Here is a 15415-nt window from a genome sequence, read left to right as displayed (position 1 = left end):
AGCTACAAAACAAGCTAAAAAACATCAAATAAAAAATACAGGACTGTTAAAGTTTGAGATATTTTGTAAGAAAAAGAAAACCGGCCTAAGCCGGTTTTTATTATATAGATGCCATATCGTGCTGCATCATATTTTCTTCTATACCATTCCAGAGGCCTATCCTCTTTTCTAGTGCAAGTATAGATATATCTTCCACTTCTTTCCATTTCTGGGCATCGCTACCACAAAGCTCGGCTATCATCTGCATTGCCATAGGGCCATGCTCATCAGCGTCCAGCTCAATATGCCTTTCAAAATAGTAAATAAGCTTATCCAAGTTTGTTTCGGGAAAATTATTCTGAAAATTTCTTAGTATCTCTGTAAACATAGATGGTATAAGGTCTTCGCGCCCAAACGTAAATGCGGCGGCAATTTCGTGCGGTTTGCCCTGTTCTATAACCCTGAATGTAAAATCGAGAAAAGCTTTAATGTTATCATTAAGTCCGCTTTGTTTAATAGAAACAAAAATATTCTGGGTTGTTTCTACATCGTCAAGAAAAGCAGCAATAGTGGCTGTGTCTGCCCCGCAGGCATCCATAGCATCTACATACATTTCATAATGGCTCTGCCTTTTTCCGTCGGCATTAATGTCTGTCTCTTCGGCAAGCACTATCTCGTTTATAAGATAGCGTATCTCGGGATTGCCAACGGGCAGCCACGGTGTAGAAGTACAGGTAAGTTTAGACTGCAACGCTTTAAGTAAAGACATAAAATCCCAAACGGCATATACATGCCCTTCAAGAAAATGTCTAAGATCTTCAATTGTTCTTACTTTGCCGTAAAGTGAGTGTTGTAACAGCAGCTCCTTTTGGGGATTGATACTACTGTTAATAGTAGCGGTGTTCATAGCGATATTTTTTACAAAATTAAAAAAGCTTCGGCGAAATGTCCGATTATTTATATCAATTTTATCAATACAAAGATAATGCCCGATTATTTGCCTAACATAATACTAACGCAATCTAAGCTGGATTATTGAGGATTGCCGTTTTTAAAATATACGTTTTGTGTACCGAAAAGGTTTTCTGTTAACAACTTTATTGCAAAAAAAACACCGCAGGATAAATTGCGGTGTGGTATAGAAAATAGGTTAGGTTGTATTTTATTTAAACGCGGCGTGGCCTGTAATATCCATACCTGTAATAAGAAGGTGTATGTCGTGTGTACCTTCATAGGTAATAACACTTTCTAAGTTCATCATATGGCGCATGATAGAATATTCGCCGGTAATACCCATACCACCTAATATCTGGCGGGCCTCTCGTGCTATGTTTATAGCCATATCTACGTTGTTGCGTTTTGCCATAGATATCTGTGCTGTTGTAGCTTTGCCTTCGTTACGGAGTACACCCAGCCTCCATGTAAGTAGTTGTGCTTTAGTGATTTCGGTAATCATTTCGGCAAGTTTTTTCTGCTGAAGCTGCGTTGCGGCAATGGGCTTGTCAAACTGAACGCGTTCCTGAGCGTAACGAAGCGCAGTATCGTAACAGTCCATAGCAGCACCTATAGCGCCCCATGCGATACCGTAACGTGCAGAATCAAGGCAGCCAAGTGGCGCGCCCAGTCCCGATTTGTTAGGCAGCAGGTTTTCTTTAGGTACCTTTACATTGTCAAAAATAAGCTCACCTGTTGCCGAAGCCCTAAGCGACCATTTATTATGTGTTTCCGGAGTTGTAAATCCTTCCATACCGCGTTCCACAATAAGTCCGTGAATACGGCCTGCTTCATCTTTAGCCCATACTACTGCAATGTCGGCAAACGGAGCGTTAGATATCCACATTTTTGCACCGTTTAAAAGATAATGGTCGCCCATGTCTTTAAAGTTGGTAATCATACCGCCGGGGTTAGATCCGTAATCAGGTTCGGTAAGGCCAAAACACCCCATGAACTCGCCTGAAGCAAGTTTAGGAAGGTATTTCATTCGTTGCTCTTCGTTACCGTATTTCCAGATTGGGTACATAACAAGAGATGATTGCACCGATGCAGTAGAACGAACACCACTGTCGCCGCGCTCAATTTCCTGCATTATTAGTCCGTACGAAATCTGGTCAAGGCCTGCGCCGCCATATTCTTCGGGTATATAAGGGCCAAAAGCACCAATGTCTGCTAAGCCTTTTATAATTTGTTTAGGGAATTCTGCTTTTTGGGCATAGTCTTCTATAATAGGAGATACTTCACGCTTAACCCATTCGCGGGCAGCGTCGCGCACCATTTTATGTTCGTCAGATAAAAGTTCGTCTAACAGGTAATAATCGGGTGCCTGGAAAAGATCGGGTCTCATTTGCTTGATGTTTTAACGGGAACAAAAGTAACTAAGTATTCTAACAATTCAATAAAAAAATGTTGTAATTTTTAAAGCTATATCGTTATAGCTTGCGTTGGTTTGAAACTTGGTTAAAATGAGGTGTAAAAATTTATGTACATTATGTGAATGTAATTTGTAGTTTTATATGTCTCAACCAAATCCAATTACATTATGAAACAAGCGCTACTTATTTCCGCTATTTTTTTTAGTCTGGGTCTGTATGCCCAGGGCAATGTTTTGGCTGCAGCCGAAATCGCTAACAGCGAAAAAATGACTACCTATTCACTTAATGAGGTTGTGGTAAATTCTCCGGGTGAAATTTTACTGGGAGAATTTAATGATAAATCAAGGAAAAGGCAGGGGTTGGGCAAAGAGGCATATTATTTTGAGAATACTATAGGGGAGGGTGCCGCTCTGAAAGCGTTTCTTTTTAAAGTAGATCGCGCTAAATACAATACAAAACTGCACGTGCGTTTTTATGAAAAGAAAGGGTATATGCAGGATATCTATGTTGATAATGATACTATTTCATATCCGTCTTATATTCCGGGTAACGAGATTAAGACAAAAGAAATTACAGTAAATATTGATCCGGGACAAAAAGGTGTGGTTGAAGTTGATTTATCCGAATATGTAATAATAATGCCTCAAAACGGACTTTTTGTGAGTCTTGAACTTGTGGGGTATTTTGATGATAGTGGTAATGCGAAAAAAGGGATTAAATTTAAAGATTTAACCAGGATTGATTTTCATCCTACAACTAAAGAAAATTATTGCGGTTGGGCAGAAGTATATGGAAGAAAAGACAGTGGTTTTTGGAAAAACTGCAATAAGTCTATAAAGGCTGATTTTAAATATAGCTTTAAAAAGGAGCCTTCGAAAAGTATACTTGTAGCGCCAAACTTTGGGTTAAAAGTGGTGCGTAAGTAATTACATTTTCAGGTAAAAATCTTTGGTAAGGGAAATATAGGCATCGGTATAATTGTGGCGTTCAATTTCTATGGTAAGCTCATCGATTGCTATTGCCTTTTTATCCCTGCTAAACGCCATAAGGCTGCGTTTAACTTCGGTAGTGGGAGTTCCTTTTACACGGGTTATTTTAAAAGGATATAGTTCTTCTTCCTTAGCGAGTTCTATAAATTTTTCTTCTTCCTTAAACGGAATGATAACTGCCAGTACGCCATTTTCAGAAAGTAATAGCCCTGATGCTTCTGCAAGGTCTTCAAAGGGGAGCGATTCTGTAAAGCGAGCTTTGTTGCGTTGTTCGTCATCAGAAAAATACCCATCGGTATAAAAAGGAGGGTTGGCTACTATAAGGTCGTATTCATCTTCCGGCTCATCCATAAATTCGTCCAGTCCTGCGTGGTAGCAAAACAGACGGTCAGCCCACGGTGAATTCTCAAAATTATCTACTGCCTGTTCGTAAGCATCTTCATCAATCTCAATACCATCAATTTGTTCGGCATAGCTGCGTTGGGCAAGCATAAGTGCTATTACCCCGGTGCCTGCGCCAATATCCAGTATGCTGTAAGGAGTATGGTCTATAGGAGCCCATGCGCCAAGCAATACACCATCGGTGCCTACTTTCATTGCACATTTATCCTGCTGGATTGTAAATTGCTTGAATTGGAACATTTTTTAAATGAGATGTTAGAATTGAGATAATACACAGGGGAGGATAGATGACAGACTTCAATACTAGATACAATACTATGTCCAGCAACTTACAACTATGAACCGGTAACCTAAATATTAACTATTAAGGTATAGGTCTACTAATCCTTCCGGAGTGTTAAGTACAACTTTTTTGTTTTCGCGGTCTATCTTAACGATAAAGTCGTCTATCATCGGGATAAGTATTTCTACTTCTCCTTTAAGTATTTCAAAAAGTGGTTGTGCAGAGCTGTCGTTTATAGATACGATCTTGCCAATGTTACCTAAGCGTTCGTCTTCGGCATCAAAGCCAATAACTTCATGGAAATAAAATTTATCTCCTTCCAGTTTTGGTAATGCAGTAAGGGGTAGGTAAACTGCAGAACCCATAATTTTATCGGCATCTTCTTCACTGTCTATATCTTCAAAGCGGGTTCTTAGGAAATCGCCTTTGTGTAGTGAGGAGCTAACAATAAAAAATGGAACCAGGTGTTTGTTTTGTTCAACAAACACCGATTCCATGTCTTCATACAACTCGGGTTCGTCCGTATCTAACCAGATAAGGACTTCACCTTTGTAGCTAAATTTTTTAGCGATCTTACCTAAATAGAAACAATCTTCTTTACGCATATATCGCTAACTATAATTAAGCTTGAGTTTCTTCGTTGTTTTCTTCCGTAGTTTCTGTTTCAGCAACTTCTTCAGCCGGAGCCTCTTCTGCTGGCGTTGCAGCAGCGATAGCGTCAGCTTCAGCTTGTTTAGCAGCAGCAATACGATCTGCGTTAACTTTCTGTTCAGCAGCAAATGCTTTAGCTTTAGCATCAGCTTCAGCTTGAGAAAGTCCTTGTTTTTTAGCGTCAACTTTTCCAGCTTTCTCATCTAGCCACTGTGCTAATTTAGCATCAGCCTGCTCCTGAGAAAGTGCACCTTTACGAACACCTCCATCAAGGTGGTGTTTAAGTAAAGCACCTTTATAAGAAAGGATTGCTCTTGCAGTATCTGTGGGCTGAGCTCCGTTGTGAAGCCATTGTACAGCGCTGTCAAGATTAAGGTCAATCGTTGCAGGGTTAGTGTTTGGATTGTAAGTTCCTAGTTTTTCAAGGAATTTACCATCTCTTTTAGAGCGGCTGTCCGCTGCTACTACCCAGTAAAAAGGTTTTCCTTTTTTACCGTGTCTTTGTAATCTGATTTTTACAGGCATAATCTTGTGATTAATGTGAGGTTCCCGACCTCGTTAAAATTAGGGTGCAAATATATAAAACTTTACTATACTATAATGTGTAAACTGTTTTTTTATGATTTAGTAGCCTTAATTTAATCCTGTTTTTTAATTTTTATTGTGATTTATTCTATTTTGATTAGGATATATTCTATAAAAAACTATTTTTGTCGTTGTAAAATTTGAATGACCCTTTCTAACTATTTAATAATGAAAAAAATTTTATCACTTTTAGTATTGCTGGTTGCATTTGCCTCATGTGAAGAAGATGTAAAGTTCAACAACCCGGCAGTGCAGGGCTTTAAAGATGATGAGCTGTGGAAAGCGACAGAATTTTCGGCGGCTAAATCGGGTAATTCGGTAAGTATTACAGCTACAAACGGCTTCGAAACAATAACACTTAGAATAGCTAACCCTGTTCCGGGTACTCCGGCAGATAAACCTCAGGATGGTATTCCTGTGGCGTCTGTACATATTTTAGGGAACGATGAGCTTAATAAAGCAACATATTCGCTGGATGTTGACGGTATAACTGAGCTTTACCAGACAGGCGCGCAGTTAGGTAACGGACAAATTACAATGGGTATGCCGGGTGATAATAATCTTGCTGCTACAGATGGAAACGGATATATTTCGGGGTCATTTTACTTCAACGCTGTAAACAGCCTTGGTGAAATTGTAAACTATCAGAGAGCGGTATTTTATAAAGTGCCTCTTACAGTGCAACAATAATGTAACATATTATAATATAATAGATAAGCCACCCTTTAGGTGGCTTTTTTAGTACATAACCAAGGCTAAGTCTTAAATTTGTATTAAAAAAAAATAATAAGTTGTTTTATAACTAAATAAGGTTACATTTGTAAGAAGTATAAACACCGAACAAATTTTTTTTTTATGAACATATTCGTAGGTAGCCTTCCGTTCAGTTTAGAGGAGGCAGATTTAAGAGAGTCTTTTGAGGCTTATGGCGCTGTAGAATCAGTGAAAATTATTACTGATAAATTTACAGGTAGAAGTAAAGGTTTTGGCTTCGTAGAGATGTCAAACGACGATGAGGCTCAAAAAGCTATCGATGAACTTAACGGTGCTACTGTAGCAGGCAGAACTATTGTTGTAAATAAGTCTGAGCCGAAACCGGAAGGTGAAAGAAGAAGCTTCAACAATAACCGTACAGGTGGTGGTTTCAACAGAGACAACAACCGTAGCGGTGGTGGTGGCTTTAACAGAGACAACAACCGTGGTGGTGGAGATTACAACCGTGGAGGACGTTACTAGTAAGTAACTAAAAATAGATATTCCAAATACGATATATATATTTTATCCCGGCTCTTTTGAGTCGGGATTTTTTTATGCCTACTCCTAAAGTAAAATAAATCGGTTTTCTGCCTTTTAAAAAAAAAATAAGCTTTACTGATATAATGAAAGAAAAGTCCTGTGTTTCTATGTCGGCGTTTGTTCATAACTTAATGCTTCCTTATTTTTTAAAAAATCGTATTTTTGGGGTGTATGCTGCTAAGTATATGCTTTACAATAAAACTTCCACAATAAAATCCTTAAGTTGGTATGTACCTGATATTTGACACTGAAACAACCGGATTACCCAAACGCTGGGATGCCCCAATTACCGACACTGATAACTGGCCGCGCTGTATACAGATAGCATGGCAGCTGCATGACGAGATGGGTAGATTGGTAGAGCACCAGGATTATATGGTAAGGCCCGATGGCTTTAATATTCCGTATGATGCCGAGCGTATTCATGGTATTTCTACAGATCTTGCCATAGAGCAGGGTGTAGATCTTGCCGAGGTATTAGAGAAGTTTAATATAGCACTTTCTAAATCTAAATTTATAGTTGGGCAGAACGTAGGTTTCGACGTTAACATCATGGGGTCTGAGTTTTACCGCATGGGTGTAGACAGCCCTATGGCGTCTATGAAAATACTGGATACCTGTACCGAGGTTACTGCCGATTTACTTAAGCTGCCGGGTGGTCGTGGTGGTCGATTTAAACTTCCAACGCTAACCGAGCTGCACCAGTATTTATTTGGAGTGCCATTCGGCGAAGCCCACAATGCAACTGCCGACGTTGAGGCTACAACACGCTGTTTCCTGGAGCTGATAAAAAAGCAGGTGTTTACACCTCAGGAGCTTGATGTGCCATCAGCCTATTTTCAGGATTTTGCTTTAGCCAACCCTGAACCTATTCAGCTTATTGGTTTAAAACACATAAATCTTAAGCAGGCATCAGAGGAAGTTAGAAAACGCCTTGAGAAACTGCAATCTGCACAGGCGGTACAGCAGCCACAGTCGCCGGGTGTTTCGCTTAATATTGCCGATGTAGATTTTGTACACCTGCACAACCATACACAGTTTTCGGTATTACAATCTACCATTTCGGTGCCCGAATTGGTAAAAGCTGCTGCCAGATATAAAATGCCAGCTGTAGCCATGACCGATCACGGTAATATGATGGGGGCGTTTCATTTTGTTAGTAATGTTTTAAACCACAATAAGGCTGCCGAAGCAAAGAATAAAGCTGCTGTAGAAAATGGTGAACAACCTACAGAGGTTGTTATGAAGCCTATAGTTGGGGTTGAATTTTTTGTGTGCGAAGACCACAAGGACAAAACCCGTAAAGACAACGGTTACCAGATAGTATTGATGGCCAAGAATAAAAAAGGCTATCATAATCTGGCTAAAATGTCGTCTATAGCCTATACTGCCGGATTTTATTATGTACCGAGGATCGACAAAAAAGTTATAGAGCAGTACAAGGAAGATATCATGGTACTGTCGGGTAACTTATATGGCGAGGTGCCTAATAAAATCCTGAATATTGGTGAAAACCAGGCTGAAGAAGCATTGTTATGGTGGAAAAACATGTTTGGCGATGATTTCTATATAGAATTAATGCGCCACGGGCAGGAAGATGAAAACCGTGTTAACCAAACGCTTATATCGCTGGCCCGTAAAAATAATGTTAAGCTTATAGCTACTAATAATACCTATTATGTAGATAAGGAGAACTCGCATGCACACGATATTTTACTGTGTGTAAAAGACGGTGAAAAACAGGCAACGCCAATTGGCCGTGGCCGTGGTTTCCGTTACGGGCTTCCAAATAACGAATACTATTTCAAGTCGGGCGATGAGATGAAGGATCTTTTTAAAGATATACCCGAGGCTATTGCTAACATTCAGGAGATAGTTGACAAAGTTGAAATTTATTCCCTGTACAGGGATGTACTGCTTCCTAAATTTGATATTCCGGAAGAGTTTCTTGTTGTTGAAGATGAAGCCGATGGTGGTAAACGTGGTGAGAACAAATTCCTGAGGGATCTTACCTATAAAGGTGCTGCAAGGCGTTACCCTGAAATTACAGATGATATTCGTGAGCGTCTTGATTTTGAATTAAAGACCATTGAGAACAGTGGTTACCCGGGATACTTTCTTATTGTACAGGATTTTATCGCCGAAGCCCGTAATATGGGTGTTTCGGTAGGGCCGGGAAGGGGATCGGCTGCGGGATCTGCGGTGGCCTACTGTTTAGGAATCACCAATATTGACCCTATTAAGTACGACCTCCTTTTTGAGCGTTTCCTTAATCCTGACCGTGTATCAATGCCCGATATTGATATCGACTTTGATGACGAGGGGCGTGGGCGTGTTATGGACTACGTTATCAATAAATATGGCGCAAGCCAGGTAGCGCAGATTATTACCTATGGTACCATGGCGGCAAAATCGTCTATTCGTGACACAGCAAGGGTGCTTGACCTGCCATTGTTTGAAGCTGATAAAATTGCTAAGCTTATTCCTAACCTTAAGCTTGCTAAAATATTTAACCTCGATGCCAATGCGCTTAAAGCTGCATTGCGCGCCGAGGAATACGAAAAAGTTGTTGAGCTTATTGCCCTTGCCGATGGCGGCGACCTTACCGGTGAAACCATCCAGCAGGCAAAAGTTCTGGAAGGGTCGTTACGTAATACAGGTATCCACGCATGTGGTGTAATTATTACACCTGATGATATTACCAATTTCGTTCCGGTATCGGTCGCAAAAGACTCCGACCTTTATGTTACCCAGTTTGATAACTCGGTCGTAGAAAGTGCCGGATTGCTTAAGATGGACTTCCTGGGTCTGAAGACCCTTACCCTTATTAAAGATACGGTTAAGCTTGTAAAATATAAGCACAATATAGATCTCGACCCTGAGTCGTTCCCTATTGATGATGTTAAGACGTATGAGCTGTTCCAGCGTGGTGAAACGGTAGGGGTGTTTCAGTACGAATCGCCCGGCATGCAGAAATACATGAAGGATCTTAAGCCTACTGTATTTGCCGACCTTATTGCCATGAATGCCCTTTACCGTCCGGGGCCTTTGGAGTATATTCCGAGTTTCGTACGAAGAAAAAATGGCGAGGAAGAGATTAAGTATGACCTTGATGCCTGCGAAGAATACCTAAAGGAGACCTATGGTATTACGGTATACCAGGAGCAGGTAATGCTTCTGTCGCAAAAGCTGGCTGGCTTTACCAAAGGTGAGGCCGACGTTTTGCGTAAAGCGATGGGTAAAAAACAAAAAGACGTACTGGATAAGATGAAGCCTAAGTTCGTAGAACAGGCTGCTGAAAAAGGGCATGACCCTAAAGTACTCGAAAAAATATGGAAAGACTGGGAGGCCTTTGCAAGTTACGCCTTCAACAAGTCGCACTCTACGTGTTATGCATGGGTGGCTTATCAAACGGCTTACCTTAAGGCACATTATCCGGCAGAATACATGGCGGCGGTACTTTCCAATAACATGAACGATATTAAGCAGGTTACCTTCTTCATGGAAGAATGTAAACGTATGGGACTTGAAGTTCTTGGGCCGGACGTTAACGAGTCGTTCTATAAATTTACGGTAAACGACAGGGGTGCGGTACGTTTTGGTATGGGCGCTATTAAAGGTGTGGGTGCAGGTGCTGTAGATACCATTGTAGTGAACAGAAAAGACGCGACTTACAAATCGATATTTGACCTTGCTAAACGTATAGACCTTCGTGCAGCTAATAAAAAAGCATTTGAAAACCTTGCGCTCGCAGGTGGTTTCGATTGCTTTACAGCAACGCACAGGGCGCAGTATTTCCACATGGATGCCAGTGAGAATATTTCTTTCCTTGAGAAAGCCGTGCGGTATGGTAATAAATTCCAGGAGAACGAAAACTCCTCGCAGGTAAGTTTATTCGGCGAAGCCAGTGAGGTTCAGATTCCGGAGCCTGTAGTGCCGCCATGCGAAGAATGGAGTACAATGGAAAAACTGGCGAAAGAAAAAGAAGTGGTTGGTATTTATATATCGGGGCATCCGCTTGACGATTATAAGTTCGAGATGAAATACTTCTGTAATGCCAGGCTGGAAGCACTTAAAAACCTGGACCAGCACGTTACCAAGACGCTTAGTTTTGGAGGTATTATATCTAACGTTATGCACAGGGTTGCCAAAAACGGCAAGGGCTGGGCATCGTTTATGCTGGAAGGTTATGACGAGAGTTACGAATTTAGGATATACGGCGAAGAATACCTTAAGTTCAGGCATTTCCTTATTGGTAATAACTTTACCTATATGCGTGTGCTTGTTAAGGAAGGGTGGACGAATGCCGAAGGTAAAAAAGGAGAACCGAGGCTGCAGTTTATTGCGATACAGTATCTTCAGGATGTATTAACCACCTTTGCTAAGAAACTTATTATTCAGTTTAATATAGCAGAGCTTCAGGAGCAGGTTATAGCAACACTTAATGAATTATTCAGGGCCAATACCGGAGACAATAATGTAACTTTTGAGGTAATGGAACTTAAAAAAGTTATCAGGCAGGTTGAAGTTGCTGCTTCGGCTGCGCCGCCAAAAGAAGCAACTGACGAAGTAGACGAGTTTGATCAGGAAGTTGTAGAACCTGTAATGACAGACGTTGAAGATATACAGGTGGTAACCAAACTGGTTATGCCAAGCCGCAGGTTAAAGGTCAAGATTAGCAATGAGTTACTACAGGAGCTGGAAAAACTTCAGTTGAACTTTAAACTGAATTAAAATTCCGGATAAATTACGTCTATCTGTGTATAGCTAAAACTAATATATCTTTAACAGAAAAATTAATATTAAATCGTAAATTTGTTATCTAAAACTAATTTTAAAGAAAAAATATAATGGCACAAGCAATAACCGATGCTACATTTGAAGATGTAGTATTAAAATCAGACAAACCTGTATTAGTAGACTTTTGGGCAGCATGGTGCGGACCATGTCGTATGGTTGGTCCAATCATCGATGAAATCAACACAGAGTACGAAGGTAAAGCTGTAGTTGGTAAAGTAGATGTAGATGCTAACCAGGAATTTGCTGCTAAATATGGTGTTAGAAACATCCCTACGGTATTGGTTTTCCAAAACGGAGAAGTAGTAGGCCGTCAGGTAGGTGTTGCTCCTAAAAAGACATACACAGATGCTATTGACGCTTTATTATCATAAGCACAAAGCCTTTCAACATAAAAGAGCCCACTAATTATTAGTGGGCTCTTTTATTATAAATCGGCAACAGCAGCTTCTGTTGCTTTTGGGTGAGACAGTTTGTTGTGCTCATAATGTTCATTATCCCATTTGGCAAGCTCTATAATTATTGGTAAAAGCGTTTTTCCTTTTTCGGTCAGTGTGTATTCTACCCTTGGCGGAAGTTCTTTAAATTCTTTCCTTAATAGGATACCATCTGCTTCCAGCTCTTTTAAAGTAGAAGTAAGAACTTTTTTAGAGATTGATCCTATGGCAGCATGTATTTGTCCGAAACGGGCGGTGCGTGACCTTAAAACATAAATAACTATCGGTTTCCATTTGGTGCCGAGTATTGCCATAGACCGGTGCATCGGACAATTGCTATATCTAAAAACGTCGTTTTTCATGTCAGGTTACTTGGAGGTTACCACAATATACTATTGATAGTTACAAATGTAGACTATTATGCTTTACTTTGCAATGCTAAAATAAAATAAGACAGATAGCACTTTGCTGTCTCTAATTAAATAATGTATACAATGAATTTCGAATCGCTTTTTGCTCCCTTTCAATACAAAGGCCTAACCCTGAGAAACAGGTTTGTAATGGCTCCTATGACACGTACTTTTGCTACCGACGGCGTACCAACCCAGCTTGTTGCCGATTATTATGCACGTAGAGCAGCGGCGGAAGTTGGCCTTATTATTACAGAAGGTACAGTTATTAATCGCCCATCAGCTAAAAATCAAAAGGATATCCCCGACTTTCATGGAGAAGCTGCCCTTAACGGATGGAAAAAGGTAGTGCAGGATGTTCACGCTGCCAATGGTAAAATTGCGCCTCAGTTATGGCATGTTGGTAATACACCAATGGGATGGGAAGCACCTGCCCCATTTGAAAGCCCCGATACAATGACGCTTCAGGATATAGAAGTTACAATTAAAGCTTTTGCCGATGCTGCCCTTAATGCTAAGAATCTTGGATTTGATGCTTTTGAGATACATGGAGCACACGGTTACCTTATCGATCAGTTTTTCTGGGAGACCACCAATAACCGTACAGACGAGTATGGTGGTAAAACATTAAAAGAAAGAAGCCGTTTTGCTGTAGATGTTGTAAAAGCGATGCGTGCGGCAGTGGGGCCGGATATGGTTATTATTTTCCGCCTTTCGCAATGGAAACAACAGGATTATGCTGTAAAGCTTGTTGATAATCCGTCAGAAATGGAAGAATGGCTAAAACCGTTGGTTGATGCGGGTGTTGATATTTTTCATGCATCACAGAGAAGGTATTGGGAAAACGAATTTGAAGGCAGCGACCTTAATCTTGCCGGATGGATTAAAAAAGTTACAGGCCAGCCTACCATAACCGTAGGGTCTGTCGGCCTGAACAGTGATGTAATGGAATTGTTTACAAAAGGTGGAGGATCTGAAACTGCCGAGATGAGCGATATGCTTCGCCGTTTTGAGCGTGGCGATTTTGATATGGTTGCCATAGGGCGTGCATTGCTTCAGGATCCGGAATGGGTGCAGAAAGTAAAACTGCAGCGTTTTGATGAATTGAAAGCGTTTGATACCGCAAGCCTTCAACAGTTATACTAAAGGATACTAAAATCGATTATAGAAAGATCTGTGTGGTTAAAGCCATGCAGATCTTTTTTGTTTACACCGATTTGGGCTTGCAAATCCATTAGTTTAATTTGAGTCAATTCCTTACATTTGAAATTATGAAGTTAGAAGGCCAGTTACAAAAAATATCCAGTTTTTCGCATCTCGAATTATTAGCCAACCAAATCGTGGAAGGTTTTATATCGGGTATGCATAAGAGTCCGTTTCACGGATTCTCTTCAGAGTTTGCCGAGCATAAGGTATATAATCCGGGAGAAAGCACCAGGCATATCGACTGGAAGCTTTTTGCCCGTACCGACAGGTTGTATACCAAGCGCTATGAGGAAGAAACCAACCTGCGCTGTCATATAATAGTAGATAATTCATCATCTATGCATTATCCTAAGCTTAAGCAGGGGCAGCAGTTCTATGAAAACAAGATAGGATTTTCGGTTTTGGCATCGGCGGTGTTAATGGAGCTGCTAAAGCACCAGCGCGATGCAGTAGGGCTAAGTGTGTATTCTGATAGTTATGAGTTCTACGCGCCCGAAAAAGGCAGCGGAAGACATCATCGTATGCTGTTGAATAAACTTGAAGGTGTCTTGGAATCGCCGGGCAGAAGCAAGGCTACCGATACAACAACCTTTTTACACCAGATTGCACAAAAAATGCACCGCCGTTCTATGATCATATTATTTACCGATATGTTTCAGCCCGGAAATGACGAGGCACTATTTAATGCACTGCAACATTTAAAACATAATAAGCATAAAGTGGTTTTGTTTCATGTAATGGACAAGAAAACCGAGTTTAATTTTGATTTTGATAACGCTCCGAGGAAATTTATTGACCTTGAATCGGGGGAAGAAGTGAACCTTTTTGCAGAAAATGTAAAATCGGAGTATGAAAAATTGGTAGATGCCTACTTTAAAAAAGTAGAGGAGACCTGTATGCTGTACCGAATTAAGTATGTCCCGGTTTCAGTCGATGAAAAATTTGAAAAAATTTTGACGACTTACCTTGTTGAGAAACAAAAGTTTGGCTAAAAACGCCAAAAAAAATTAAAAAAAAGTTTGCGAAACACTTGCAGATATGGAAAACTGCCGTATATTTGCACTCGTAATAATGACACACACAATAACACATTATGTGAGACATTAGAAACGCTGGTTTGGTAGTTCAGTTGGTTAGAATACATGCCTGTCACGCATGGGGTCGCGGGTTCGAGTCCCGTCCAGACCGCCAGTAAAGGAAAAAACAGCCTCGCAATTTGCGGGGCTTTTTTCGCCTAAAATATTTAAGATAGTTGTGTTGTTTACGTTATGCTTCGGGCATAACAAGGTTTAGTAGTTAGACCGATGAGAAGCTTTCCATTTAATTGGAGGGCTTTTTTGATTTTATACTTTCTATTACTACACATAACATACAGGTAAGAATTATTGAAGTAAATTTATAAATTGAAAAAATGATGATTATGAAACGAGTTACTGTGTTTTGCGGTTCCAGCTTCGGAACAAATCCCCTCTTCGAAGAAAAAGCATACCAATTAGGCAGGGCCTTAGCCTTAAAAGGCATTGGGCTGGTGTATGGTGGTGCCAACGTTGGCCTTATGGGTGCTGTTGCAAATGGTGCGTTAGAGGGCAACGGAGAAGTTATTGGGGTATTGCCGCATTTTTTACAGCAAAAAGAAATTGCACATGCAGGGCTGTCGCAACTTATCCTTGTAGAATCTATGCATGAGAGGAAGACAAAGATGAATGACTTATGCGATGGTGTAATCGCCTTACCTGGTGGTTTTGGTACATTAGAAGAGTTTTTTGAGATGCTTACCTGGGCGCAACTCGGGCTTCACAGGAAACCGATTGCTATTTTAAACGTAAACGGATTTTACGACGCTCTGGTAGCTTTTATACAGAATATGGTAGACAATGGTTTCCTGAAGGAAATAAACCGCGATATGCTTATTGTTAGCAGCGATATCGACGAGTTATTATTGCTTATGGAAAACTATAAGGCTCCCGAGGTTGGGAAGTGGATTACCAAGCAGACTACATAAAAAAAAACA

General features: G+C 40.5%; 14 protein-coding genes and 1 tRNA gene. 9 read left to right on the top strand and 6 right to left on the bottom strand.

From position 1 onward, the window contains the following. Positions 1-100 precede the first annotated feature (100 nt). Positions 101-886, bottom strand: coding sequence for a heme oxygenase (locus tag ALW18_08030; protein AOE52460.1), 786 nt, complete (start codon positions 884-886; stop codon positions 101-103). A 255-nt stretch (positions 887-1141) separates the two neighbouring features. Next, positions 1142-2320, bottom strand: a complete 1179-nt coding sequence (locus tag ALW18_08025; protein ID AOE52459.1) for an acyl-CoA dehydrogenase — start codon at positions 2318-2320, stop codon at positions 1142-1144. Positions 2321-2515: 195 nt separating this feature from the next. Between ALW18_08025 and ALW18_08020 the strand changes: the two genes are divergently transcribed. After that, positions 2516-3274 carry a hypothetical protein gene (locus tag ALW18_08020; GenBank protein ID AOE52458.1) on the top strand — a complete coding sequence of 253 codons (759 nt, stop codon included), beginning with the start codon at positions 2516-2518 and terminating at the stop codon, positions 3272-3274. Here ALW18_08020 and ALW18_08015 read toward each other — a convergent pair whose 3' ends face one another. From ALW18_08015 to rpsP, 3 genes are all read right to left on the bottom strand, one after another. Beyond that, complete coding sequence (locus tag ALW18_08015) at positions 3275-3979, bottom strand: tRNA (adenine-N6)-methyltransferase (protein AOE52457.1); 705 nt, start codon at positions 3977-3979, stop codon at positions 3275-3277. A 117-nt stretch (positions 3980-4096) separates the two neighbouring features. Next, on the bottom strand, positions 4097-4627 hold the full coding sequence (locus tag ALW18_08010; protein AOE52456.1) for a ribosome maturation factor RimM: 531 nt from the start codon (positions 4625-4627) through the stop codon (positions 4097-4099). 16 nt (positions 4628-4643) lie between these two features. After that, the gene (gene rpsP / locus ALW18_08005) at positions 4644-5198 is read right to left on the bottom strand and encodes a 30S ribosomal protein S16 (GenBank protein AOE52455.1); all 555 of its coding nucleotides are present in this window, start codon (positions 5196-5198) and stop codon (positions 4644-4646) included. 204 nt (positions 5199-5402) lie between these two features. Here rpsP and ALW18_08000 point away from each other — a divergent pair, with 204 nt between their 5' ends. From ALW18_08000 to ALW18_07985, 4 genes are all read left to right on the top strand, one after another. Next, complete coding sequence (locus ALW18_08000) at positions 5403-5948, top strand: hypothetical protein (protein AOE52454.1); 546 nt, start codon at positions 5403-5405, stop codon at positions 5946-5948. A 165-nt stretch (positions 5949-6113) separates the two neighbouring features. Further along, entirely contained in the window at positions 6114-6494 is a 381-nt protein-coding gene (locus ALW18_07995) for an RNA-binding protein (protein ID AOE52453.1), read from the top strand. A 288-nt stretch (positions 6495-6782) separates the two neighbouring features. After that, positions 6783-11288: a DNA polymerase III subunit alpha gene (locus ALW18_07990; protein AOE52452.1), complete on the top strand. Its 4506-nt coding sequence runs from the start codon at positions 6783-6785 to the stop codon at positions 11286-11288. 116 nt (positions 11289-11404) lie between these two features. Continuing rightward, positions 11405-11725, top strand: coding sequence for a thioredoxin (locus ALW18_07985; protein AOE52451.1), 321 nt, complete (start codon positions 11405-11407; stop codon positions 11723-11725). Between the two features lie 53 nt (positions 11726-11778). Here ALW18_07985 and ALW18_07980 read toward each other — a convergent pair whose 3' ends face one another. Beyond that, complete coding sequence (locus tag ALW18_07980) at positions 11779-12150, bottom strand: hypothetical protein (protein AOE52450.1); 372 nt, start codon at positions 12148-12150, stop codon at positions 11779-11781. A gap of 132 nt (positions 12151-12282) precedes the next feature. Here ALW18_07980 and ALW18_07975 point away from each other — a divergent pair, with 132 nt between their 5' ends. The 4 genes from ALW18_07975 (at position 12283) to ALW18_07960 (ending at position 15406) form a co-directional block, all read left to right on the top strand. Beyond that, positions 12283-13344, top strand: coding sequence for a 1,2-oxophytodienoate reductase (locus tag ALW18_07975; GenBank protein AOE52449.1), 1062 nt, complete (start codon positions 12283-12285; stop codon positions 13342-13344). Positions 13345-13469: 125 nt separating this feature from the next. Beyond that, on the top strand, positions 13470-14396 hold the full coding sequence (locus ALW18_07970) for a hypothetical protein (protein AOE52448.1): 927 nt from the start codon (positions 13470-13472) through the stop codon (positions 14394-14396). Positions 14397-14518: 122 nt separating this feature from the next. Next, positions 14519-14595: transfer RNA gene (locus tag ALW18_07965), tRNA-Asp, on the top strand. Between the two features lie 223 nt (positions 14596-14818). Then, positions 14819-15406, top strand: a complete 588-nt coding sequence (locus ALW18_07960) for an LOG family protein YvdD (GenBank protein ID AOE52447.1) — start codon at positions 14819-14821, stop codon at positions 15404-15406. Positions 15407-15415 lie beyond the last annotated feature (9 nt).

This window comes from Flavobacterium psychrophilum (genome assembly GCA_001708385.1).
Classification (GTDB): Bacteria; Bacteroidota; Bacteroidia; order Flavobacteriales; family Flavobacteriaceae; genus Flavobacterium; species Flavobacterium psychrophilum_A.
The sequence above is the reverse complement of the archived record's forward strand: the minus strand, read 5'-3'. Positions and strand labels throughout refer to the sequence as shown.